Origin of the sequence: Streptomyces sp. CA-142005 (assembly GCF_050942335.1) — a bacterium.
Classification (GTDB): domain Bacteria; phylum Actinomycetota; class Actinomycetes; order Streptomycetales; family Streptomycetaceae; genus Streptomyces.
The window spans coordinates 8,445,425-8,468,523 of record NZ_CP192078.1 but is presented as its reverse complement, the minus strand read 5'-3'; the positions used below and the strand labels follow the sequence as shown (position 1 = coordinate 8,468,523).

Here is a 23,099-nt window from a genome sequence, read left to right as displayed (position 1 = left end):
CACCGGCCGCGGTTCGGCGGTCTTGGGGGTCTGCGGTGACAAGGCGGCTCGGCGCGGGTCTACGGGAGCGTCGCCGGTTTGAGGGGCAGGGCGGCCCAGATCACCTTGCCGCCGCTCGCGGTGTGCTCCACATCGACCGTCCCGCCCGCCTCGTGCGCCACCTCACGGACCAGGAGCAGGCCCCTGCCCCCGGTCTGGCCGTGGTCGGCCTCCAGGGCGGTCGGACGGTAGGGGTGGTTGTCCTCCACGGACACCCGCACCCACTCGGCCCCGACGGCGACCTCCACGGCCAGCATCGGCGACAGCAGCGCCGCGTGCCGGACCGCGTTGGTGACCAGCTCGGAGACGATCAGCAGCAGGCCGTACACCAGCTCGTCGGAGACCGGTACGCCCTGGCGCACCAGCAGATCCCGTACGGCGTGCCTGGCCTGCGGGACCGAGGCGTCCACCGCGGCGGCGGTGAACCGCCAGACGCCTTCGTACGGCAGTGGATCGGGCAGCCGCTCGGCGCCCCCCGCTGGGCGCGGCCCGTCACCGCGCCCGTGGTTGTCCATCGTCCGGTCGCCACCCTCGCGCTCGATTGTCACCACACGTCGAGTGTTGGTAACGATCCGCTCCGGTCCGCAGGAGTGAACACAAGTCAGCGGGTATCGAACGGTTTTGACCGAGTGCGTATGACACGGTCACGTGTGGGACTGTTCCTGTCGCCCGGACGCCGGTTCGCGAACTAGTCGGGTCGTACGTGTTTGGACTGCCCCTGCTCCAAACGCGGTGGAGTTTCGTCGCGCCGTATCTCCGTGTGCCACCCGACCCACACTCACCGTACCGGCCGGGGCCCCCGATACGATCCGCGGCATGGAGCCCCAGCTGTCGCACCGCATCGAAGGCGCTGTCGCCACCGTCGTCATCCGCAACCCCGCCAAGCGCAACGCCATGACCGCCGCGATGTGGCGGACCCTGCCGCCGCTGCTGGACGAGTTGGCGCGCGACCCCGGCGTACGGGCACTGGTGCTCACCGGTGAGGGCGGGACCTTCTGCGCGGGTGCGGACATCAGCACGCTCCAGGGCTCCCCGGAGGAGGCACAGCGGCTCGCGGTGGCGGCCGAGGAGGCGCTCGCAGTGTTCCCCAAGCCGACCGTGGCCGCCGTGCGCGGACACTGCGTGGGCGGCGGGGCCCAGCTCGCCGCGGCCTGCGATCTCCGCCTGGCGGAGGAGGGCGCGCTGTTCGGGGTGACCCCGGCGCGGCTCGGCATCGTCTATCCGGCCTCCTCGACCCGCCGGCTGGTGTCGCTGGTGGGTCCGGCCACCGCCAAGTACCTGTTGTTCACGGCCGAGTTGATCGACGCCGGGCGGGCGCTCGGCACCGGGCTGGTGGACGAGGTGCTACCCGAAGGCGAACTGGGCAAGCGGGTCGCGGAGTTGGCCCGGATCCTGGTCTCCCGCTCGCAGCTGACCCAGGCCGCCGCCAAGGAGTTCACGAGCGGCCGTACCGACCGGGACGCCCACTGGGCGCAGGCGGCCCGCGGCAACCCCGACACCGCCGAGGGGGTCGCCGCGTTCCTCGAGCGCCGGCAGCCGCGGTTCACGTGGAGCGGGTCTACGTCAGACTGAACCGGCCGCCCGTGCGGAGCTCCGCCACGAGGTGCGCGGGCGCTTTGTGCGGCGCGCCCGCGTCGTAGGGGGGCCGGGGGTCGTACTCGGTCCACAGCTGGACGGCCTGGGCGTGTTCGTCGCCGGCGATCCTGCCGACCAGAGTGAGGGCCATGTCGAGACCGGCGGAGACCCCGGCCGCGGTGACGTACTTGCCGTCGGTGACGACCCGGTCGCCCGTCGGTTCGGCACCGAACTCCTTCAGTAGATCCAGGACGGCCCAGTGACTGGTCGCGCGGCGGTCGCGCAGCAGCCCCGCGGCGGCGAGCAGCAGCGAGCCCGAACAGACCGAGGTCGTCCAGGTGCTCGTCGCGTCGGCCGCACGTAGCCAGTTCAGCAGGGCCGGATTCTCTATTTGGCCCACGGTGCCGGGTCCTCCCGAGACCACCAGGACGTCGGGGCTGGGCACCTCGTCGAGTGCCTTGTCGGCGGTGACGGCGAGAAAGCCCGTGTCGGTACGGACGGGACCGGAGCGCTCGGCGACGAACACCGTCTCGGCACCGGGGAGGCGGGAGAGAATCTCGTAGGGGCCGACGGCGTCGAGGGCGGTGAACCGCTCGTAGACGACGATGGCGATCTGCATGGGGTGTCCCTTCGTGGTGTGTCCCCTCCGAGGGGCCGGTGATGCCGGGGCTCGATGGACGGCGGACCGGAAGATCAGTGGACGCCACGCCAGGGCTCAGGGGGCCATGGCCGGGCGGAAGCGGCGGCGGTACTCGGCCGGGGCCGTGCCGAGGGCCTTGACGAAGGCGCGGCGCATGGCCTCGGGGGTGCCGTAGCCGCTGGCGCGGGCGACCTCCTCGATGTTGTCGGGGGTGTCCTCCAGCAGGCGGCGGGCGTGTTCCAGGCGGACCCGGTCGACGTAGCGGCCGGGGGTCATGCCGGTCTCCTCGCGGAAGGCGCGCGCGAAGTGGCGCGGGGAAAGGCGGGCGCGGGCGGCGAGCGCGTCGACCGTCAGGTCGCCCGCCGGATGCTCTGTGATCCAGCGCTGGACCTCCCGCAGCGGTGCGCGCTGCGCGGTCTGCGCGGCGAGCTGGGCACTGAACTGCGCCTGGTTGCCGGGCCGGCGCAGAAAGACCACCAGGTGCCGGGCGACGGCGAGCGCCACGTCCCGGTCCAGGTCCTCCTCGACCAGGGCCAGGGCCAGGTCGATACCGGAGGTCACCCCGGCCGAGGTGGCGACGTGCCCGTCCCGGACGTAGATCGGCTCCGGATCCACGGCGACGGCCGGGTGGTCGCGGGCGAGCTTGCCGCAGTAGGCCCAGTGGGTCGTCGCCCGGCGGCCGTCGAGGAGACCGGCGGCGGCGATCGGGATGGCGCCCGTGCACACCGAGACCAGACGCGACACGCGCGGTCCCCGGGCGCGCAGCCACTCGATCAGCCGGGGGTCGGGGTGGCGCGTGCCCTCGCCGCCGGGCACCAGCAGGGTGTGCGGGTCGGCGGCGGTGGTGAGCGCCTCGTCGGGTACGAGGGTCAGACCGCTGGAGGTGCGCACCGGGCCGCCGTCCAGGGAGGCGGTTCGGACCCGGTAGGTGCCCGGCGTGTGCTTCTCGGCGCCCGCGAACACCTCGAGCGGCCCGGTGACGTCGAGGCTCTGAACGCCGTCGAAGAGGACGAAGAGGACGGTTCGCTGCGCCATGCCCTCGATTCTTCGCCCCCGCCGGTGTGGCCGCAATGACGTGTTTCCCACCTTTCCTGCCACGGGCGGCCGCGTCGCGGCGCATGGGCGGACGGCGTCCGAGGTACCCGGTGACGGACAGCGGAACCGGTGAGAAGGGAGAATTCCGTGTTCAGTGCCCTCGCAGACATACTGCGCCAGATCGGCGGGGCCGTCGCCACGGTGGTCACACTGCCGTTCCGGGCGCTCGCCCGGCTGTTCGGCGGGGCCTCGTCCACCGCTCGCGGGAGCCGGGCCTGAGAAACGGCCCGGCGGCCCGGCGGCCCGCCGAGGTGCCGCCCTGATCCCCGGTTGTCGGTTTCACCTGCCACAATTGCCGCGCAACCTCAGTGGAGAAGGCGGTACGGGATCGTGACGACACCCGGATCCATCGCAGCAGGATCCATCGAAGGCAGGATCGCCGAGGAACTCGGCGTACGGGAGCGGCAGGTGAAGGCCGCGGTGGAACTGCTCGACGGCGGTTCGACCGTGCCCTTCATCGCCCGCTACCGCAAGGAAGCGACCGAGATGCTCGACGACGCGCAGTTGCGCACGATCGAGGAGCGGCTGCGCTACCTGCGGGAGCTGGAGGAGCGGCGGACCGCGATCCTGGACTCGGTGCGCGAGCAGGGCAAGCTGACCGAGGAGCTGGAGGCCCGCATCCGCGGCGCCGAGACCAAGGCGCGGCTGGAGGACATCTACCTCCCCTACAAGCCCAAGCGGCGCACCAAGGCGCAGATCGCGCGCGAGGCGGGTCTGGAGCCGCTGGCCGAGGGCCTGCTGGCCGACCCGACGGTGGAGCCGCTGGCGGCCGCCGCCGCGTTCGTCGACGCCGACAAGGGCGTCGCCGACCCGCAGGCCGCGCTGGAGGGCGCTCGGGCGATCCTCACCGAGCGGTTCTCGGAGGACGCCGACCTGATCGGCGAGCTGCGCGAGCGCATGTGGGTACGTGGGCGGCTGGCCGCCAAGGTGCGGGAGGGCAAGGAGGAGGCGGGCGCGAAGTTCGCCGACTACTTCGACTTCGCCGAGCCCTTCACCGAGCTGCCCTCGCACCGCATCCTGGCGATGCTGCGCGGCGAGAAGGAGGAGGTCCTGGACCTCGTCCTGGAGCCGGAGGAACCGGCTGATTCCTCGTCGGTTCCCTCGTCGTACGAGGGCATCGTCGCCAACCGGTTCGGGATCGCCGACCGCGGCCGCCCCGCCGACAAGTGGCTGACGGACACCGTCCGCTGGGCCTGGCGCACCCGCATCCTCGTCCACCTCGGCATCGACCTGCGCCTCAGGCTGCGGACGGCCGCCGAGGACGAGGCGGTGAACGTGTTCGCGGCGAACCTGCGCGACCTGCTGCTGGCCGCCCCGGCCGGCACGCGCGCGACGCTGGGCCTGGACCCCGGCTTCCGTACGGGCGTGAAGGTCGCCGTGGTCGACGCGACCGGCAAGGTCGTCGCCACGGACGTGATCTACCCGCACGTGCCGGCCAACAAGTGGGACGAGGCCCTCGCCAAGCTGGCCCGGCTCGCGAAGGAGCATGCGGTCGAGCTGATCGCGATCGGCAACGGCACCGCCTCCCGCGAGACCGACAAGCTCGCCGGTGAACTGATCACCAAGCACCCGGAGCTGAAGCTCACCAAGGTGATGGTGTCCGAGGCGGGCGCGTCGGTGTACTCGGCCTCGCAGTACGCCTCGCAGGAGCTGCCGGACATGGACGTCTCGCTGCGCGGCGCGGTCTCCATCGCCCGTCGGCTGCAGGACCCGCTGGCCGAGCTGGTGAAGATCGACCCGAAGTCCATCGGCGTCGGCCAGTACCAGCACGACCTGTCCGAGGTGAAGCTGTCCCGCTCGCTGGACGCGGTCGTGGAGGACTGTGTGAACGGCGTCGGTGTGGACGTCAACACCGCGTCCGTGCCGCTCCTGTCGCGCGTGTCGGGCATCTCCTCCGGCCTGGCCGAGAACATCGTGGCGCACCGGGACACCAACGGCCCGTTCAAGTCCCGGTCCGAGCTGAAGAAGGTGGCGCGGCTCGGCCCGAAGGCGTACGAGCAGTGCGCGGGCTTCCTGCGGATCCGCGGCGGCGACGACCCGCTGGACGCCTCCAGCGTGCACCCCGAGGCCTACCCGGTGGTCCGCCGCATGGTGAAGACGACCGGCCAGGACGTCGCCTCCCTCATCGGCAACACCGGTGTGCTGCGCTCGATGCGGCCCGCCGACTTCGTGGACGACACGTTCGGTCTGCCGACCGTGACGGACATCCTGAAGGAGCTGGAGAAGCCGGGGCGCGACCCGCGTCCCGCCTTCAAGACGGCCACCTTCAAGGAGGGCGTGGAGAAGATCTCCGACCTGTCCGCCGGGATGATCCTGGAGGGCGTGGTGACGAACGTGGCCGCCTTCGGCGCGTTCGTGGACGTCGGTGTCCACCAGGACGGCCTGGTGCACGTCTCGGCGATGTCCAAGACGTTCGTCAAGGACCCGCGCGATGTCGCCAAGCCCGGCGACATCGTCAAGGTGAAGGTCCTCGACGTGGACATCCCGCGCAAGCGGATCGCGCTGACCCTGCGCCTGGACGACGAGGCCGCGCCGCAGGGGCAAGGCGGCGGCCGGCAGCAGCGCGGTGGCGGTGCCCGGCCGCCCCAGCAGCGGCAGGGCCAGCGTCAGGGCCGCGGTGACGCACGGGGCGGGCGGCAGGCGCCGCCGCCGGCCAACAGCGCCATGGCCGACGCGTTGCGGCGGGCCGGGCTGCTGGATCCGAAGAAGCGCTGACGGACGGGGGCCGGGCCGGGCGAGTCGATCGTCCGGCCCGGCCCCGCGAAACCGGGTGCCCCGGAGATCACCTGGTTGCCAGACTCACCCCATGACCGTCACGGACCCCAAGCACGACCTCCAGACGTATCTCCAGGACGCCCGCGACGTCCTCCTGTGGAAGCTGGAGGGCCTGTCCGAGTACGACGTCCGGCGCCCGCTGACCCCGACAGGGACCAATCTGCTGGGGCTGGTCAAGCACCTCACCGGCGCCGAAGCCCTGTACTTCGGCGCGACCTACGGCCGGCCCTTCGACGGAACGCGCCTGTGGATCACCGGGGACGCGGAACCCAACGCCGACCTGTGGGCCCGGCCGGACGAGAGCCGCCAGGACATCGTCGGCCGGTACCGCGCGGCCTGGGCGCACTCCGACGAGACCATCGCCTCGCTGCCCCTGGACGCGGTCGGCCGGATCCCCGGAGACACGGGCAGAGAGGTGACGCTGCACCACAGCCTCACCCACATGATCGCCGAGACCCAGCGGCACGCCGGACACGCCGACATCGTCCGTGAGTTGATCGACGGGGCGACGGGGCAGCGGCCGGGCGGCACCAACATGGCGCCCGGAGACCGAGCCGCCTGGGCGGCGCACCGGGAGCGGGTGCAGAGGGCAGCCGAAGAAGCTTGACGGAAACGTCTGTTGAGAGAACGGTCGGATCACTACTATTCGATCGGTTTCGACTTCTGCCCTGCTTCCGGGCGAAAACTCATCCTTTTGGGGACACATGTTCAGACGTTCCGCCGTCGCGGCCCTCTCCGGCGCGCTCGCACTGTCGGCCCTCACCGTGACGGCCGCCCGGGCCGACTCCGGCGACGGAGACACCCAGGTCCTCCTGGCCGTCGTCAACGGCGGCGAGCCGGTCGTGCTGGGCGCGATGACGAAGAAGACGGTCACCCTCAGCATCAGCGCGACCGACAACTCGGGCATCAAGGACGCCTACGGCTGGCTCTACCACGGCTCGTTCGACAACCCCGACGGCTTCGCCGGCCCCGGTTCCGACACTCCGCTGACGTGCACCCCGGTCTCCGGAAGCACCACCACATCGACCTGCACCGCCAGCATCGTCATCGACCCGAACGCGATGCTCATCAACGCCAACGCCGGTACCTGGCACATCTGGACGTCCGTGGACGCCAACGACTTCGACTACGTCAACACGGAGAACGCGGGCGCCTTCCTGATGAAGCGTGCCGCCAAGCTGACCGTCGACGCCTCCCCCGAGCCGGTGGCCGCGGGTGCCACGATCACCGTCAAGGGCGCGCTGACCCGCGCCGACTGGGGCAAGGGCGGCACCTACAGCGGCTACGCGGGCCAGTCGGTGAAGCTGCAGTTCCGGAAGGCCGGCACCACGACGTACACCACCGTGAAGACGGTGACCAGCGGCACCGCCGGCGCTCTCAAGACCACGGCGACGGCCACCGCGGACGGCTACTGGCGGTGGAGCTTCGCCGGGACCGGTACGACCGGGCCGGCCAAGGCCTCCGGCGACTACGTCGACGTCACCACGGGCTGACGCGGCGGCCGACCCTAACGCTCCGTCACCTTCCCCGCCGCCACCTCCAGGCGGCGGGTCACCCGGACCGCGTCCAGCATGCGACGGTCGTGGGTGACCAGGAGCAGGGTGCCCTCGTAGGAGTCGAGGGCGGACTCCAGCTGTTCGATGGCGGGCAGGTCGAGATGGTTCGTCGGCTCGTCCAGGACGAGGAGGTTCACTCCCCGGCCCTGCAGCAACGCCAGCGCGGCGCGGGTGCGTTCGCCCGGGGAGAGGGTCGCGGCCGGGCGCAGGACGTGGTCGGACTTCAGGCCGAACTTGGCGAGCAGGGTGCGGACCTCGACCGGCTCGGTGTCGGGGACGGCCGCGCAGAAGGCGTCCAGCAGGGACTCGGGGCCGTGGAAGCGCTTGCGGGCCTGGTCGACCTCGCCGACCAGGACGCCCGAGCCGAGCGCCGCGTGCCCCGAGTCGAGCGGGACACGGCCGAGCAGCGCGCCGAGCAGGGTGGACTTGCCGGCGCCGTTGGCGCCGGTGACCGCGACCCGGTCCGCCCAGTCGATCTGCAGGGACACCGGTCCGAAGGTGAAGTCGCCGCGCCGGACCTCCGCGTCCCGCAAGGTCGCCACGACCGCGCCGGAGCGCGGGGCGGACGCGATCTCCATGCGCAGTTCCCAATCCTTGCGCGGCTCCTCGACCACCTCCAGGCGCTCGATCATGCGCTGGGTCTGCCGCGCCTTGGCCGCCTGCTTCTCGCTGGCCTCGCTGCGGAACTTGCGGCCGATCTTGTCGTTGTCGTTTCCGGCCTTGCGCCGGGCGTTCTTCACGCCCTTGTCCATCCAGGTCCGCTGCATCTGCGCGCGGTCCTGGAGGGCGGCCTTCTTGTCGGCGAACTCCTCGTAGTCCTCGCGCGCGTGCCGCCGGGCCACCTCGCGCTCCTCCAGATAGGCCGCGTAACCGCCGCCGTAGAGGTTGATCTGCCGCTGGGCGAGGTCGAGTTCCAGGACCTTGGTGACCGTGCGGGTAAGGAACTCGCGGTCGTGGCTGACGACGACCGTGCCGGCGCGCAGGCCGGTGACGAAGCGTTCCAGACGCTCCAGGCCGTCGAGGTCGAGGTCGTTGGTGGGCTCGTCCAGGAGGAAGACGTCGTAGCGGGACAGCAGCAGCGAGGCGAGCCCGGCGCGGGCGGCCTGGCCGCCGGACAAGGCGGTCATCGGCTGGTCCAGGTCCACGGCGAGGCCGAGCGTGTCGGCGATTTCCTCCGCGCGCTCCTCCAGATCGGCGCCGCCGAGGCCGAGCCAGCGCTCCAGTGCGGTCGCATACGCGTCGTCGGCGCCGGGTGCCCCGTCCACGAGTGCCTGGGTGGCCTCGTCCATGACGCGCTGGGCCTCGGCGACACCCGTACGACGGGCCAGGAACTCCCGGACGGTCTCGCCCGGCCTGCGCTCCGGCTCCTGCGGCAGATGACCGACGGTCGCGGCCGGCGGGGACAGCCGCAGCTCGCCCTGTTCGGGCGGGGTGAGTCCGGCGAGCAGTCTCAGGAGGGTGGACTTGCCCGCGCCGTTGGCACCGACGAGACCGATCACGTCGCCGGGCGCGACGACGAGGTCCAGCCCGGAGAAGAGGGAACGGTCACCGTGTCCGGCGGCGAGGTTCTTGGCGACGAGGGTGGCAGTCATCAGGACGCCGATCCTAATAGGCCCGGCACCCGCGCCTCAGCCACGTTTTCCGGCGACCCCGCCGTCGCACCTCGGCAGCATTTTCCGTCGGCCCACCACGCCCGCGAGCCCCATCAGCGTTTCCCGGCGGCCCGCCATCGGACCTCCCTGGCGTTTCCCGGCGGCCTGCCCTCTGACCTCCCTGGCGTTTCCCGGTCGCCCGCCATCGGACCTCCCTGGCGTTTCCCGGCGGCCTGCCCTCGGGCCTCCGTGGCGTTTCCCGGTCGCCTGCCCTCAGACCTCCGTGGCGTTTCCCGGTCGCCTGCCCTCAGACCTCCCTGGCGCTTCCCGGCGGCCCGCCCTCGGACCTCCCTGGCGCTTCCCGGCGGCCCGCCCTCGCGCCTCAGTGGCGTTCCGGTGACCTGCCCCGCATCTCACAGCCTCCACCCTCCGGAGGACCCGCCCACGCCCCCCAACCCCGCCTCCCGGCTCCCCGCCCCCACACCTCCACGGCCCGCGCTTCCCGGGCGGGCCCACCCTCGGGCCTCAGCCGCGTTTCCCGACGGACCCGCCCTCGCGCCTCAGTGGCGTTTCCCCCGCCCGCCCCACACCTCCACGACCGCGTTTCCCGAGCGGGCCCACCCTCGGTCTCAGCCGCGCTTCCCGGCGGACTCGCCGTCGCGCCTCAGCCGCGTTTCCCGGTGACCTGCCCCGCATCTCACAGCCTCCACCCTCCGGAGGACCCGCCCACGCGCCCAACCCCGCCTCCCGGCACCCCGCCCCTCCACGGCCCCCGTTTCCCCAGTGGGCCCACACTCGGGCCTCAGCCGCGTTTCCCGACGGCCCCCCACGTCCACAGCCTTCGTTTCCCCGGTTGGCCCACCCTCGCCCCCCCGGCCGCGTACTCCGGTAAACCATCCCCGCACCTCACCACCCCGCTTCCAGGGGGCAGCCCACGCGCCCCGACCCCGCCTCCCGGTGCCCCGCCCGCATCGCACAGCCCTCGTCTCCTGGGCCCCGGCCACATCTCGCAGCCCCGCTCCTCAGCGGCTCGGCGCCGCGCCTCAGCCCCGTCTCTCGCCGGTGACCGGCGCTGCGAGCACGCCCCCCGTGGTGCGGGCGACGACGTACGCCTCTCCCTTGACCGCCTTGGGGTCCAGCGGGACGCGGTGCCGGCCGGGCTCCAGGACGCCGTCGAAGACCTCGCGGGTGTGCGTGCGGTGGAATCGGTCGAGGCGATAGGCGGTGATCCGTACGCGGCACGGCGAGGTCACCTCGACGTCAGCGGTGGCGCCGGCTGCGGCCAGTCCCACGAGCCGGCGCGGGAGCGGGCCGCGGTCGAGGGCGTGCTCGATCTGGGCGACGAGCAGCGGCACGATCGGGGCCAGGCCGTCCACCCGGGCGATGTCGACCCCGGCGCGCTCGAAGGCCTCCAGTACGGCGGCCCGGTCGGCCTCCCCGACCGCGCGGCCGAAGGCGACCGCGCCGTAACCGCGCAGTTCCTCGGCGGGGACGGCCCGGGCGTCCGGGGTGATGTCGGCGCCGATGCCGATGGTGCGCAGCGCGGCGGCCAGCTTGGCCAGGACCGCCACCCGGGCGCCGATCAGCAGCACCCGCCGGCGGGGCGCGGAGGAGCCCTCCATCAGGTCGCCGAGTGCGGCGCGGTACTCGGCACCCCGGAAGCGGAACGGCCCTATGCCGTGGTAGCCGTTCAGCTCCAGGTCGGCGGCTTCGTCCGTCTGCCAGGCGAAGTCCCGCCAGATGTAGTCCTCGCCGTCGCGCTCGATCACGGCGGTGACCGCCCCGCAGGCCAGGTCAGCGCACTCGGGACAGCCGTAGATGACGAACCGGCCGCCCGGAAGCGGCGGTTCGGCCTCCAGCAGCAGCGCGCGCACCTGCTCGGTGAAGATGGCGGGCGGGACGTCCGAGGCGAGCGGGGAGACGGCGTCGAGGTCGGACAGCCGGAACAGCAGTGGACGGCCGTCCACGACGAAGTCCACGAAGTCGCGGTGGACCTGGTAGCCGCCGTCGGCGAGCACACCGCCGGCGCGGATCGCCGGTGCCAGGCCGAAGGTCGCGTATGCGCCAGACATGCTGTGAGTATCCCCACACCGGCACGGATGTGAGCGCAGCATGACAGAGTCGTCCGGACAGGGCCTATCGTCCTGGCGTGGAGAGCGAGCCGAGTGACGAAGTGATCGTGGTCGGGAGCGGGGTCGCCGGGCTGACGACGGCCGTGGTCCTGGCGGAGTCCGGGCGCCGGGTTCGGGTGTGGGCGCGGGAGCCCGCCGAGCGTACGACCTCGGCGGTCGCGGGCGGCCTGTGGTGGCCGTACCGCATCGAACCCGAGCCTCTGGTGGGCGCGTGGGCGCTTGCGTCCCTCGCGGCGTACGAAGAGATGGCGGGCCGTCCGGACGAGACGGGCGTACGCCTGGTCGACGGCGTACACCAGGGGACCCGGCTGGACGAGCTGGGTACCTGGGCGGGCCGGGTGCCGGGCCTGCGGGCGGTGGCCGACGGTCTGGCGGCGCGGCTGCCGGTGATCGACATGCCGGTGCATCTGGCGTGGCTGCGTGAGCGGCTCGCGAAGGCCGGAGGCGTCATCGAGGCGCGCGAGGTGACCGACCTCGCCGCGGTGCCCGCGTCGGTCGTGGTCAACTGCACGGGGTTGGGCGCGCGTTCTCTGGTGCCGGACCCGGCGGTGCGTCCGGTGCGCGGGCAGCTGGTGGTCGTGGAGAACCCGGGCGTCACGACCTGGTTCACCGCCGTGGACCACTCCTCCGCCGCCTCCACGTACTTCATCCCGCAGCCGGGCGGTCTGCTGCTCGGCGGTACGGCGGAGGAGGACGACTGGTCCCTGGAGCCGGACCCGGCCACCGCCGCGGCGATCGTGGCCCGGTGCGCGGCGGTCCGCCCGGAGCTCGCGCAGGCGCGGGTGCTGGACCACCGGGTGGGCCTGCGGCCGGCCAGGGAGGCGGTACGCCTGGAACGGCAGCCGCTGCCGGACGGCCGGACGCTGGTCCACAACTACGGGCACGGCGGGGCCGGGATCACCGTCGCCTGGGGGTGTGCGCGGGAGGCGGCCGGGCTGGCGTTCCCGGCCGCCTGAAGGCGCCCGCGGCCATGCGCCCCGCAAGGAGCGCGGGGCTGTGCCGATATGCGGCTCCGCCGCGTGGGCGCGATCAGCCACGACGACGACCCCGCAGGCGCCGGACGGCCCAAGCCCCGCAGTGACCCGGCGCCGGTCAGTTCGCCGGAACGTGCCGGGTGGCGTGCGGTGCGCGGACGCCGGTCAGCCGTGCCGGGGCGGGCGCCTTGGCCGTCGTTCCGCCGGTGGCGCGGGCGAACGCCGGCGCCCCACCGACCAGCGGGAGCCCGGCCGTCGTACCCGACAGGGACACCGTGAGGGTCGGCTTCGTGGCGGGCGGGTCGATGAGGTCCTTGTCCGTGCCCGCGATGATCAGGGCCAGCCGGTGCCCCTTGGGGACGACGTGGTCGGTGGCCGCGAGACGAAGCGTCATCGTGTACGCCTTGCCCGGGGTGAGCGGGACGCCGTTGCCGAGCGAGGCGTAGTGGCCGAGGTCGGCCCAGCCGCGGCTGAACACGGTGTAGTCGACCTCGGCCGTCTTGGCCGCCGTCTCCTTGAAGCAGGCGCTGTCCCCGGCCGTGCTCGCGCCCCAGCAGGTGCGGTGGGTGAGGGTGGTGATGCCCTCGGCGGCGTCGGCGTAGTCGCGGATGGTGTCCGGGCCGAGGTCGACCAGCACGGCGGACAGGTGGGCCGAGGTGGTGGTCGGTGTCGCGGTCACCGTCACCGTGGACGAGCCGGACAGTCGCAGGTCATGGCTGAGCGGCACGGTGAGGAAGCCCGCCTTCTCCGGGGTCGGCGTGGTGAGGTGCGCCGCCCAGTCGGTCTCGCTCAGTTTCGGGTCGTCGGTGAAGGTCTCGGTGCCGGTGGCCGGGCGCAGACCGAGCGCGCCGACGCCCGCCCGGGTGCCGGGGGCCGGGTGCACAGCGGTGGTACGGGTGCTCCGCGGGGGCCAGACGCGGGAGGTGACCCACTGGTCGGGGTGGCGTTCGATGTCGGCCATCGGCTCGCGGTCGATGCCGTTGTCGTAACCGAGGAGTGCATGGTCGAACCAGCGGTGCAGGGTGTCCACCCAGGCGCCGCGCCGGTAGTCGAAGGGGTCGACGTGCCCGGTCTGGGAGAGCCAGATCTTGCGCTCGACGCCGTGCTTGGCCAGCGCGTCCCACCACTGGCCGAAGTGCTTGGTGCGGACGTTGAGGTCCTGCATGCCGTGCACCAGGAACACGCTGGCGCGCACCTTGGCCGCGTCCTTGACGTAGTCCCGCTCGGTCCACAGCGGGGTCCAGTCGCCGCTGCGGGGGCTGCCGTCGGCGAGTTTCTTCTGCACGGCCGCGCAATGGGCCTGCGCCGCGTCGCTCTCGACGTAACCGGCCAGTTCGTCGGGGCCGCCGTCGTACAGCGGGGCGCCCTGCGCGAAGTAGTAGTCGTACCAGGAGGAGATGCCGCTGATCGGGACGATGGTCTTCAGGCCCTTGACGCCGGTGGCGGCGACGCCGTTGGCGATCGTGCCGTCCCAGCTCTTGCCGATCATGCCGGTCCGGCCGTTGGTCCAGGTGGCCTTGACCGTCGTCGCCCCGGTCCGGCTCGTGTACGCCTTGGCGCGGCCGTTGAGCCAGTCGACGACGGCTTTCGCGGATTGGATGTCGGAGCGGCCGCCGACGTCGACGCAGCCGTCGGAGCGGTTGGTGCCGGCGAGGTCGACGCCGACGAAGGCGTAGCCGCGGGGCACGAAGTAGTTGTCGTAGAACAGCGGCATCCGTACGACGTGGCCCTGCGCGTCGTACGTCTTGACCTGGCTCTCGTTGCCGCGTCCGCAGCAGGAGTAGTAGGGGCTGGCGTCCATGATGACGGGCACTTTGCGGCCCTGCCGGGCGGGTTCGGCGGGCCGGACGATGTCGGCGGCGACGCGGTCGGTGTGGCCGTCGCCGTCCTCGTCGAGCCCCGTGTCCACCCAGACGGACTCGCGGACGGCGTGGGCGTAGGAGTAGACGGGCCGGCTCTCGCGCGGGGCCCGGCCCTCGCCGGTGCCGGCCTGCGCGGCGGAGGGAGTGAGGAGGGCGGCCGTCAGGATGGCGACGACCGCGGTCGCGAGCGCTCTCCAGATCGTGAAGCGCGTCCGGATGAGGGTGCGTATCGGCATGCGCGGACGGTACTCCGGTGAACTCCCGCTGCAGAAGGGGGCTTTGCGGCAGTCCGCGGGTACGTGACGGCCGAATGGCGATCGTGTGACAGCGGGGGCCATGGACAGGCCAGGGGCCACAGGGACTGAATAGGCTCCGAACAGCGTTCCCCGAAGGACCTTCCGAACGGACTTGCAGTCCCGACGACTTGGAGCTGACGTGCACCGCAGAATCATCGCGCCGGGCGCACTGGCGGCGGCCTCCCTCCTGCTGGCGATCCCGGCATCGGCCGCGAGCTTCTCCCCCGGCGCGCCGGGCATCGGCGACCCCTACTACCCGTACTACGGCAACGGCGGCTACGACGTCTCCCACTACGACCTGAGGCTCCAGTACCAGCCGACGACGGACGAGTTGCAGGGCACGGCGACGATCCTGGCGAGGACCACGCAGGACCTGTCCAGCTTCGACCTGGACTTCCTGCTGGACGTGAGCGAGGTGCGGGTCAACGGCGCCAAGGCCGCCTTCACCACGTCCGGGCAGCACGAACTGGTGATCACGCCGAAGACGCCGCTCGCCAAGGGCACGCCGATCACCGTGGTGGTCCGCTACAGCGGGGTGCCGTCGACGAAGAGCGCCTACGGCTTCACCACCTGGCACCGCACGCCCGACGGCGCGGTCGCGGCCGACGAGCCCGAGGCCGCCTGGTGGTGGTACCCGAGCAACGACCACCCGAGCGACAAGGCCACCTACGACGTGTCGGTGGCCGTGCCCGACGGCACCCAGGCCCTCTCCAACGGCACGCTGCAGTCGAGCAGTTCGAAACTGGGCTGGACCCGCTACAACTGGCGGCAGAACAAGCCGCAGGCGACCTATCTGAGCACGCTCGCCCTCGGCAAGTTCGACATCACGACCAGCACCTCCGACGGCGGGGTGCCGGTCATCAACGCCTACAGCAAGGACCTCGGCGACAACGACGGGGCCGCGCGGGCGAGCGTGGAACGCACCGGGGAGCTCGTCGACTGGCTGAGCGGCTACTTCGGGCCCTATCCGTTCAGCACCGCCGGCGGATACGTGCCGAACACCACCACCGGGTACGCGCTGGAGACCCAGACCCGCGTCTACTACAGCCCGAAGCAGTTCGCGAACGGCTCCAACACCTCGGTGGTCGTGCACGAGCTGGCCCACCAGTGGTACGGCGACGACGTGTCGCTGAAGGGCTGGAAGGACATCTGGATCAACGAGGGCTTCGCCCGGTACGCGCAGTGGCTGTGGTCGGAGCACGAGGGCGAGGGCACCACGCAGGAGCTCGCCGACTACGTGTACGCCTCCCACCCGGCCGATGACGCGTTCTGGACGGTCAAGCCCGGCGACCCGGGCCCGGACGACCAGTTCGACATCGCCGTCTACGACCGCGGAGCGCTCGCCATCCAGGCACTGCGCAACGAGATCGGTGACGACGCGTTCTTCCGCATCCTGAAGGGCTGGCCCCAGGAGCACGCGTACGGCAACGCCTCGGTGGCCGACTTCCAGAAGTACGCCGAGCAGGTGTCCGGCAAGCCCCTCGCGGCGCTGTTCGACACCTGGCTGTTCCAGCCGTCGAAGCCGGCCGCGCCCGCGGCCCGCGCCGCGTCCCTGGCGAAGGCGGACACGGCGGTGGCCCAGCCGAAGTCGTGGAAGAAGATCGAGGCGACGAACGACATCCACGCCACACGCGGTCACTGACCCGGGCCGGCCGTACCGAGGCCACCCCGGCTCTGCCGTCCGGCCGGTGCAGGGCCTCGGCCCGGGCATCCGGCCGGTGCGGGCGCCTGGCCCCGGCATACCGCCGGTTCAGGAGCCGGGCCCCGCTGCCCGGCCGGTGCAGGGTCTCGGCCCGGGATCCGGCTGGTGCGGGCGCCTGGCCCCGCCGTCCGGCCGGTTCAGCGCAGGCACCGGATCCGCCGCCCGGCATGTGCAGAGACCCGGCCCCGGCATACCGCCGGTTCAGGAGGCGGGCCCCGCTGCCCGGCCGGTGCAGGGCCTCGGGTCGGGCATCCGGCCGGTGCGGGTGCCTGGCCCCGCCGTCCGGCCGGTTCAGGGGCTTGGATCCGCCCCCCGGCCAGTGCAAAGACCGGCCCTGCTGTCCAGCGGGTGCAGGACGCCCTGGCACCCGGCCGGGGCGAGCGCCCGGCCCTGACACCCGGCCGGTGGGGCCGCCCGCCCCGCCGTCCGGCCGGTTCAGCGCAGGCACCGAATCCGCCGCCCGGCATGTGCAGAGACGCGACCCCGGCATCCGGCCGGTTCAGGAGCCCGGCCCCGCTGTCCGGCCGGCTCAGGGCAGGCACCGGTTCCGCCGCCCGGCCAGTGCAAAGACCCGGCCCCTGGCATCCAGCCGGTTCAAGAACTCGGCCCAGCCACCCGGCCAGTACAGGCGCCCCGGCCCGCCGCCCAGCCGGTTCAGGGGCTCGGTTCCGCCGCCCGGCCGGTGCAGACGCCTGGCCCCGCAGTCCGGCCCGTTCAGGAACTCGGTCCTGGCACCCGGCCGGTGCGGGCGCCCGGCCCCGCCGCCCGGCCTGCGCAGAGGCCCGGCCTCTGGCAGCCAGCCGGTTCAGGGGCTCGGTTCCGCTGACCGTTTGTGAAGCTCGTCCCGGTCTATCGACTCCGCTCGGGAGGCGGGGACGGTGCAGGCGTGCGCGCCCGCTACCGCGCCGTAGCGGGCGCAGGTCTCGGGCGGCTCGCCGGCGAGGCGGCCGTAGAGGAACGCGGCGGCGAAGGCGTCGCCCGCGCCGTTGGAGTCCACCACCGGCGCGGGCGGCAACACCGCGGGCACGCGGGCCAGCTCGCCGTCGGCCAGGAGATACGCGCCCTCGGCTCCGGCGGTGGCGACGACCACCTCGGCCCTGCCCCGCTCGGTGATGCGCCGCATGGTGCGCTCGGGGTCGGTCAGGGCGGCGGCCGACAGGAAGACGACGTCCGCCGCGTGGGCGAAGGGCTCGTGGTAGGGGTTCTCCCCGTCCCAGTCGTGCAGATCCGTGGACAGCGGCACGCCCGTCGCGGCCAGGGTCGGCAGAGCCTCGGCGCAGGGCTGGGTGATGGTCACGTGCACATGCCGGCTCGCCCCGGCCAGCATCCGCAGCGTCTCCGGCGGGAAGCGGTCGCCGGGGCGGGCTCGGCTGGTGTCGTACAGGGACAGGCGGCGGCCGTCCGGGCCGACGAGGTTGACCGCCCGTTTGGTGCCGGCGGGCTGCGGGAGTGCGGTCAGTCCGATGCCGTGCTCGTGGTGCAGGCCGCGTACGAGGTCGCCCTCGGGGTCGTCACCGAGCAGGTCGAGGTGGTGGGTGCGCAGGCCGAGTGCGGCGAGGCCCAGCGCGACGAAGTCGCCGGTCTGCCCGGCCCGGGTGCGGATCCCGGAGTCGATCATGTAGCTGTCGGCGTACGGGAGGGGCAGTTCGGGGACATGGATGATCGTGTCCACGCCGGCTCCGCCCAGTACCAGGACGTCCGTCGCAGGGGTGTGTGAGCTCATCCGCCGCCCTCTCCGTGGTCGTAGACCGTCACGGCGATGCCGTGTTTCACCAGCCGCTCGGTGATGAGCGGCTCGATGCGGGACCAGGTGCCGCCCGCCAGCCCGCAGCCTATGCGGGGCATGTGCACGGACGCGCCGAGTTCGGTCGCCTCGGTCGCGAGGCGGGCGAGGGCGGTGTCGATCGCCTCGTAGCGGACGGGGACGCCCTTGCTGCCCCTCCGGATGCCGCGCTGGCCGATCATGTTGGCCACCCACACATACGGCTCGACCCGGATCATCTGGACGGCGCCCAGGCCGAAGTCGTTCCGGGCGCGGTCGCGGTGCCAGGCGCGGTACGCCGCCTCCGTTTCCGGCCAGCGCCGCGAGACGGCGAGGACGAAGCCCTTCCCCCAGCCGCCGATGTCGTTGCAGACGTGGGCGATCACCTTGACGCCCTTGACCGACGGCACGGTGGCGTCACCCCGGACATACATGATCCCCGACATGACGCCACCGTAGGCGGTGCCACTGACAGTGGCGCTGAACGGCTAGTTCACGGACGCGACAGCTCCGTCAGCTCCCGGTCGGCGGTCTTCGACACCCGGCGGCGCACGCCGAACCAGCCGGCGACCAGCATGACGGCGATCACCGGGATCAGCAGGATGGTCTTCCGGCCGACCTCGGGGTCGTTCCACATCATGCCGAGGCAGATCAGCAGGAACGCGATCGTGGCGATCTCGGTGACCGGGCTGAACTTCAGCTGGAAGTGCGGCCGGGTCGCGAGGCCCGCGCGGGCGCGACGGACGAAGATCATGTGGCAGATCATGATGATCACCCACGTGCTGATGATGCCGAGGGAGGCGATGTTCAGCACGATCTCGAAGGCCTGGCTGGGCATCAGGTAGTTCAGGCCGACGCCGAGCACACAGACCGCGCAGGTCAGCAGGATGCCGCCGTAGGGGACCTGGCTGCGGTTCATGCGGGCGGTGAACTTCGGGGCGGAGCCCGCCATGGCCATGGAGCGCAGGATGCGGCCGGTCGAGTACAGGCCGGAGTTCAGCGAGGACATGGCGGCGGTGAGCACGACCAGGTTCATCACGTCGCCGGCCGCGGGGACGCCGATCTTCGACAGGACCGTGACGAACGGGCTCTCATCGGCGGAGTACACCGAGCCGGGCAGCAGCAGGGCGAGCAGCACGACGGAGCCGACGTAGAACAGGCCCACACGCCACATGATCGAGTTCACCGCGCGCGGGACGACCTTCTCCGGCTCGGCGGTCTCGCCGGCGGCGATACCGACCAGCTCCAGGGCGGCGTAGGCGAAGATCACGCCCTGCATGACCAGGACGACCGGCATCGCGCCGTGCGGGAAGAGCCCGCCGTGGTCGGTGACGACGCTCAGGCCGGGGGTGTGGCCACCGACCTTGTGCTGGGTGGCGAGCAGGAAAATGCTGATCAGCATGAAGCCGACGATGGTGGCGACCTTGATGATCGAGAACCAGAACTCCAGCTCGCCGAAGATCTTCACCGAGATCAGGTTCACGGCCAGGACCACCGCGAGCGCGATCAGGGCCAGCACCCACTGGGGAATGCTGGTGAACATGCTCCAGTAGTGCGTGTAGAGCGCGATCGCGGTGATGTCGGCGATGCCGGTGGTCGACCAGTTCAGGAAGTACATCCAGCCGGCGACGTAGGCGCCCTTCTCGCCGAGGAACTCGCGCGCGTAGGACACGAAGGACCCGGAGGACGGGCGGTACAGGACCAGTTCGCCGAGGGCCCGGACGACGAAGAAGGCGAAGACGCCGCAGACCAGGTAGGCCAGGGCGAGCGCCGGGCCCGCGTTGTGCAGGCGGCCGCCGGCGCCCAGGAGGAGTCCGGTGCCGATGGCGCCACCGATGGCGATCATGTTGACGTGGCGGGCCTTGAGGTCCTTGCTGTAACCGGCGTCGCCCGCGTCCGCGGGCGTCTGGGCGGCCTGCGCCGCCTGGATGCGGGCGGGGGCCTGTGCCGATTCCACGGCGTCCTTGCTCACGGGTGGTTCACTTCCTGGTGCGCCCGGACCTCGTGGGTCCGGGGGACGTGCAGGGCTTGGTCCGCACCACCCTGGTGAGTCGCGGTACAGACCAAGGCAGCAGCTTCCCAGAGAGATCCGCCTCTACGCGGTGGCCCACATCACACAGCGTTACTTCTCACACGATCAACCCAGGGTTCACAGGGCGTTCACCCGAGGTTTCACACCATTGGTGAGACAGCGATACTGCTGCACATGACGACCGATGCCGGGGACACGCCCCTCACCATCGACGAGCTGGCCGCCCGGGCCGGTGTCACGGTGCGCACCGTCCGGTTCTACGGCAGCAAGGGTCTGCTGCCGCCCCCGGTGATCGGCCCGCGCCGGGTGGGGCACTACGGACCGGATCACCTGGCGCGGCTGGCCCTGATCGAGGAGTTGCAGCAGCAGGGCATGACGCTGTCGGCGATCGAGCGCTACCTCAGGCAGCTGCCTGCCGGTCTCTCCCCGCACGACCTGGCCATCCACCGTGCGGTCGTCGCGTCCTGGGCGCCGGACGCGGTCGACACGGTGTCGCGGGAGGAGCTGGAGCGGCGGGCCGGACGGCCGCTCGCCGACGAGGACGTGGAGCGGCTGGCGGCGATGAACGTCGTCGCGGCGGCGGAGGGCGGCACCTTCCGCGTCGACTCGGGGCTGCTCCGGCTCGGGGTGCAGCTGCTCGACGTGCCGCTGTCGCACGAGGTGATCCTCGCGGCGCGCAAGGTGCTCATCGAGCACTCGCGCGCCGCGGCTCACGAACTCTCCCAGCTCTTCCGCGGCGAGGTGGCGGAGCGTGACGCCCGGGACGTGAAGTCCCTGTCGGCGCACATGCACCCTCTGGTGGTGCAGGCGCTGCTGACGACGTTCCAGCGCTCGCTGCGGGAAGAGCTGAGCGGGTGGGTCACCGGGTCAAGAACGGACTGAGTCGCTGAACGGCTCCCCCTTCTCGGCCTTCTCCACGAGCAGCGCGGGCGGGGTGAAGCGCTCGCCGTAGGCCTCGGCGAGTTCCCGCGCGCGGGCCACGAAGCCGGGCAGGCCGCCTTCGTAGCCGTTGATGTACTGCAGGACGCCGCCGGTCCAGCCGGGGAATCCGATGCCGAAGATCGAGCCGATGTTGGCGTCGGCGACCGAGGTCAGGACGCCCTCTTCGAGGAGGCGTACGGTGTCGAGCGCCTCGGAGAAGAGCATCCGCTCCTGCATGTCCCGGAACGGGATCTGGTGCCCGGGCTTGGTGAAGTGCTCGCGCAGGCCCGGCCAGAGTCCGGCGCGCTTGCCGTCCTCGGTGTAGTCGTAGAAGCCGGCGCCCCCGCTGCGGCCGGGGCGGCCGAACTCGTCGACCATGCGGTCGATGACGGCTTCCGCCGGGTGCGCGGTCCAGGTGCCGCCCGCGTCCTCCACGGCCCGCTTCGTCTCGTTGCGGATCTTGCGCGGGAGGGTGAGGGTCAGCTCGTCCATGAGGGAGAGGACCTTGGCCGGGTAGCCGGCCTGGGCGGCGGCCTGCTCCACGGAGGCGGGCTCGATGCCCTCGCCGACCATGGCGACGCCCTCGTTGATGAAGTGGCCGATCACGCGGGAGGTGAAGAAGCCGCGCGAGTCGTTGACGACGATCGGCGTCTTGTTGATCTGCCGGACCAGGTCGAACGCGCGCGCCAGCGCCTCGTCACCGGTGCGCTCGCCCTTGATGATCTCCACCAGCGGCATCTTGTCGACGGGCGAGAAGAAGTGCAGCCCGATGAAGTCGGCCTGGCGCTCCACGCCCTCGGCGAGGGTGGTGATGGGCAGGGTGGAGGTGTTGGAGCACAGCAGCGCGTCGGGCGCGACGACGGACTCGATCTCCTGGAACACCTTGTGCTTGAGCGCGGTGTCCTCGAAGACGGCCTCGATGACGGCGTCGCAGCCCGCGAGATCGGCGGCCTCGGCGGTGGGCGTGATCCGGGCGAGCAGCGCGTCCGCCTTTTCCTGGGTGGTGCGGCCCTTGGCGACGGCCTTGGCGCACAGCTTCTCGGAGTAGCCCTTGCCCTTGGTCGCCGCCTCCAGGGAGACGTCCTTCAGGACGACGTCGATGCCGGCGCGGGCGCAGGAGTAGGCGATGCCGGCGCCCATCATGCCGGCGCCGAGGACGGCGACCTTGCGGACCTGGCGGGGCTCGATGCCCTTGGGGCGGTTGGCGCCGGAGTTGACGGCCTGGAGGTCGAAGAAGAACGCCTGGATCATGTTCTTCGAGGTCTGCCCGGCGGCCAGTTCCACGAAGTAGCGGGCCTCGATGACCTGGGCGGTCTCGAAGTCGACCTGGGAGCCCTCGACGGCCGCGGCGAGGATGTTGCGCGGAGCCGGGTAGGGGGCGCCGTTCGTCTGCTTGCGCAGGGTGGCCGGGAAGGCGGGCAGGTTCGCGGCGAACTTCGGGTTGGCGGGCGTACCGCCGGGGATCTTGTAGCCGGGCTTGTCCCAGGGCTGCTGCGACTCGGGGTTGGCGTCGATGAAGGCGCGGGCCTTGGCGAGCAGTTCCTCGGGCGTGGCGGCGACCTCGTGGACGAGGCCGTTCTCCTGGGCGCGGCGTGCGTTGTACTGCTGGCCCTGGAGGAGCACCTTCAGCAGGGCGTCGGCGATGCCCAGCAGCCGTACGGTGCGCACGACGCCGCCTCCGCCGGGGAGCAGGCCGAGGGTGACCTCGGGGCAGCCGATCTTGGTGCCGGAGGTGTCGAGGGCGACCCGGTGATGGCAGGCGAGGGCCAGTTCGAAGCCGCCGCCGAGGGCGGCGCCGTTGATGGCGGCGACGACGGGCTTGCCGAGGGTCTCGATGCGGCGCAGGTTGCGCTTGATGGCGAGGCCGCCGTCGAAGAGGTCCTGGGCGGTCTGAGGGGTGACCCGGATCAGGTCGCGCAGGTCGCCGCCCGCGAAGAAGGTCTTCTTGGCGGAGGTGAAGATGATGCCGCGGATGGAGTCCCGCTCGGCCTCCAGGCGGTCGGTGATCGCGGCGAGGGAGTCGCGGAACGCCTGGTTCATGGTGTTCGCGGACTGGTTGGGGTCGTCCAGGACGAGGGTGACGACACCGGTGTCGTCCTGCTCCCAGCGGATGGTGGTGCTCTCGGTCATGACAGTCGTCTCCGTT

At 72.0% G+C, this 23,099-nt stretch carries 18 protein-coding genes; 8 read left to right on the top strand and 10 right to left on the bottom strand.

Annotated elements, in window-relative coordinates; all coding sequences use genetic code 11:
* Positions 1–59 precede the first annotated feature (59 nt).
* Positions 60–554, bottom strand: coding sequence for an ATP-binding protein (locus tag ACQPXS_RS39055; protein ID WP_433456161.1), 495 nt, complete (start codon positions 552–554; stop codon positions 60–62).
* 301 nt (positions 555–855) lie between these two features.
* Here ACQPXS_RS39055 and ACQPXS_RS39050 point away from each other — a divergent pair, with 301 nt between their 5' ends.
* Positions 856–1,611 (top strand): enoyl-CoA hydratase/isomerase family protein, encoded by a 756-nt coding sequence (locus tag ACQPXS_RS39050; RefSeq protein ID WP_433454195.1) that lies wholly within the window; start codon positions 856–858, stop codon positions 1,609–1,611.
* Here ACQPXS_RS39050 and ACQPXS_RS39045 read toward each other — a convergent pair.
* Both ACQPXS_RS39045 and ACQPXS_RS39040 read right to left on the bottom strand, forming a co-directional pair.
* Positions 1,598–2,233: a DJ-1/PfpI family protein gene (locus ACQPXS_RS39045; RefSeq protein ID WP_433454194.1), complete on the bottom strand. Its 636-nt coding sequence runs from the start codon at positions 2,231–2,233 to the stop codon at positions 1,598–1,600. The two genes, ACQPXS_RS39050 and ACQPXS_RS39045, sit on opposite strands and share 14 nt — an antisense overlap.
* A gap of 96 nt (positions 2,234–2,329) precedes the next feature.
* Complete coding sequence (locus tag ACQPXS_RS39040; RefSeq protein ID WP_433454192.1) at positions 2,330–3,289, bottom strand: GlxA family transcriptional regulator; 960 nt, start codon at positions 3,287–3,289, stop codon at positions 2,330–2,332.
* A 147-nt stretch (positions 3,290–3,436) separates the two neighbouring features.
* Between ACQPXS_RS39040 and ACQPXS_RS39035 the strand changes: the two genes are divergently transcribed.
* The 4 genes from ACQPXS_RS39035 to ACQPXS_RS39020 all read left to right on the top strand — a co-directional run bounded on the left by ACQPXS_RS39035 (position 3,437) and on the right by ACQPXS_RS39020 (position 7,617).
* Positions 3,437–3,568, top strand: a complete 132-nt coding sequence (locus tag ACQPXS_RS39035) for an LPFR motif small protein (protein ID WP_351807010.1) — start codon at positions 3,437–3,439, stop codon at positions 3,566–3,568.
* Between the two features lie 111 nt (positions 3,569–3,679).
* Entirely contained in the window at positions 3,680–6,064 is a 2,385-nt protein-coding gene (locus ACQPXS_RS39030; protein ID WP_433454190.1) for a Tex family protein, read from the top strand.
* A gap of 91 nt (positions 6,065–6,155) precedes the next feature.
* A complete protein-coding gene (locus tag ACQPXS_RS39025) occupies positions 6,156–6,731 on the top strand; it encodes a DinB family protein (RefSeq protein ID WP_433454189.1) in 576 nt (191 codons plus the stop codon).
* Between the two features lie 97 nt (positions 6,732–6,828).
* Positions 6,829–7,617, top strand: coding sequence for a calcium-binding protein (locus ACQPXS_RS39020; protein ID WP_433454188.1), 789 nt, complete (start codon positions 6,829–6,831; stop codon positions 7,615–7,617).
* Positions 7,618–7,631: 14 nt separating this feature from the next.
* On the opposite strand, the gene ACQPXS_RS39015 is transcribed toward ACQPXS_RS39020, so the two are convergent.
* Together ACQPXS_RS39015 and ACQPXS_RS39010 are read right to left on the bottom strand one after the other, a co-directional pair.
* Positions 7,632–9,272 carry an ABC-F family ATP-binding cassette domain-containing protein gene (locus ACQPXS_RS39015; RefSeq protein WP_433454187.1) on the bottom strand — a complete coding sequence of 547 codons (1,641 nt, stop codon included), beginning with the start codon at positions 9,270–9,272 and terminating at the stop codon, positions 7,632–7,634.
* Positions 9,273–10,315: 1,043 nt separating this feature from the next.
* Positions 10,316–11,344 (bottom strand): oxidoreductase, encoded by a 1,029-nt coding sequence (locus ACQPXS_RS39010; RefSeq protein ID WP_433454185.1) that lies wholly within the window; start codon positions 11,342–11,344, stop codon positions 10,316–10,318.
* 101 nt (positions 11,345–11,445) lie between these two features.
* Here ACQPXS_RS39010 and ACQPXS_RS39005 point away from each other — a divergent pair, with 101 nt between their 5' ends.
* Positions 11,446–12,360, top strand: coding sequence for an FAD-dependent oxidoreductase (locus tag ACQPXS_RS39005; RefSeq protein ID WP_433456160.1), 915 nt, complete (start codon positions 11,446–11,448; stop codon positions 12,358–12,360).
* 136 nt (positions 12,361–12,496) lie between these two features.
* On the opposite strand, the gene ACQPXS_RS39000 is transcribed toward ACQPXS_RS39005, so the two are convergent.
* On the bottom strand, positions 12,497–14,476 hold the full coding sequence (locus ACQPXS_RS39000) for a Xaa-Pro dipeptidyl-peptidase (RefSeq protein ID WP_433454183.1): 1,980 nt from the start codon (positions 14,474–14,476) through the stop codon (positions 12,497–12,499).
* A 199-nt stretch (positions 14,477–14,675) separates the two neighbouring features.
* Between ACQPXS_RS39000 and ACQPXS_RS38995 the strand changes: the two genes are divergently transcribed.
* Entirely contained in the window at positions 14,676–16,178 is a 1,503-nt protein-coding gene (locus ACQPXS_RS38995) for a M1 family metallopeptidase (protein WP_433454181.1), read from the top strand.
* An 865-nt stretch (positions 16,179–17,043) separates the two neighbouring features.
* Here the strand turns inward: ACQPXS_RS38995 and ACQPXS_RS38990 are convergent.
* The 3 genes from ACQPXS_RS38990 to ACQPXS_RS38980 are packed head-to-tail and all read right to left on the bottom strand — an operon-like array spanning position 17,044 to position 19,972.
* On the bottom strand, positions 17,044–17,961 hold the full coding sequence (locus ACQPXS_RS38990) for a PfkB family carbohydrate kinase (RefSeq protein WP_433454179.1): 918 nt from the start codon (positions 17,959–17,961) through the stop codon (positions 17,044–17,046).
* Positions 17,958–18,446 carry a macro domain-containing protein gene (locus ACQPXS_RS38985; RefSeq protein WP_433454177.1) on the bottom strand — a complete coding sequence of 163 codons (489 nt, stop codon included), beginning with the start codon at positions 18,444–18,446 and terminating at the stop codon, positions 17,958–17,960. The genes ACQPXS_RS38990 and ACQPXS_RS38985 overlap by 4 nt, the downstream gene beginning before the upstream one ends.
* Before the next feature lie 47 nt (positions 18,447–18,493).
* On the bottom strand, positions 18,494–19,972 hold the full coding sequence (locus tag ACQPXS_RS38980) for an amino acid permease (RefSeq protein ID WP_433454175.1): 1,479 nt from the start codon (positions 19,970–19,972) through the stop codon (positions 18,494–18,496).
* 234 nt (positions 19,973–20,206) lie between these two features.
* Here ACQPXS_RS38980 and ACQPXS_RS38975 point away from each other — a divergent pair, with 234 nt between their 5' ends.
* Positions 20,207–20,914, top strand: a complete 708-nt coding sequence (locus ACQPXS_RS38975) for a MerR family transcriptional regulator (RefSeq protein ID WP_433454173.1) — start codon at positions 20,207–20,209, stop codon at positions 20,912–20,914.
* On the opposite strand, the gene ACQPXS_RS38970 is transcribed toward ACQPXS_RS38975, so the two are convergent.
* A complete protein-coding gene (locus ACQPXS_RS38970; protein WP_433454172.1) occupies positions 20,900–23,083 on the bottom strand; it encodes a 3-hydroxyacyl-CoA dehydrogenase NAD-binding domain-containing protein in 2,184 nt (727 codons plus the stop codon). The genes ACQPXS_RS38975 and ACQPXS_RS38970 overlap by 15 nt on opposite strands.
* Positions 23,084–23,099 lie beyond the last annotated feature (16 nt).

Coding starts and splice junctions, on each gene's coding strand:
- ACQPXS_RS38985 (WP_433454177.1), bottom strand. CDS start 18,446: ATGTCGGGGATCATGTATGTCCGGGGTGACGCCACCGTGCCGTCGGTC.
- ACQPXS_RS39025 (WP_433454189.1), top strand. CDS start 6,156: ATGACCGTCACGGACCCCAAGCACGACCTCCAGACGTATCTCCAGGAC.
- ACQPXS_RS39000 (WP_433454183.1), bottom strand. CDS start 14,476: ATGCCGATACGCACCCTCATCCGGACGCGCTTCACGATCTGGAGAGCG.
- ACQPXS_RS38975 (WP_433454173.1), top strand. CDS start 20,207: ATGACGACCGATGCCGGGGACACGCCCCTCACCATCGACGAGCTGGCC.
- ACQPXS_RS39020 (WP_433454188.1), top strand. CDS start 6,829: ATGTTCAGACGTTCCGCCGTCGCGGCCCTCTCCGGCGCGCTCGCACTG.
- ACQPXS_RS39015 (WP_433454187.1), bottom strand. CDS start 9,272: ATGACTGCCACCCTCGTCGCCAAGAACCTCGCCGCCGGACACGGTGAC.
- ACQPXS_RS39040 (WP_433454192.1), bottom strand. CDS start 3,289: ATGGCGCAGCGAACCGTCCTCTTCGTCCTCTTCGACGGCGTTCAGAGC.
- ACQPXS_RS39045 (WP_433454194.1), bottom strand. CDS start 2,233: ATGCAGATCGCCATCGTCGTCTACGAGCGGTTCACCGCCCTCGACGCC.
- ACQPXS_RS38970 (WP_433454172.1), bottom strand. CDS start 23,083: ATGACCGAGAGCACCACCATCCGCTGGGAGCAGGACGACACCGGTGTC.
- ACQPXS_RS38990 (WP_433454179.1), bottom strand. CDS start 17,961: ATGAGCTCACACACCCCTGCGACGGACGTCCTGGTACTGGGCGGAGCC.
- ACQPXS_RS39010 (WP_433454185.1), bottom strand. CDS start 11,344: ATGTCTGGCGCATACGCGACCTTCGGCCTGGCACCGGCGATCCGCGCC.
- ACQPXS_RS39050 (WP_433454195.1), top strand. CDS start 856: ATGGAGCCCCAGCTGTCGCACCGCATCGAAGGCGCTGTCGCCACCGTC.
- ACQPXS_RS39055 (WP_433456161.1), bottom strand. CDS start 554: ATGGACAACCACGGGCGCGGTGACGGGCCGCGCCCAGCGGGGGGCGCC.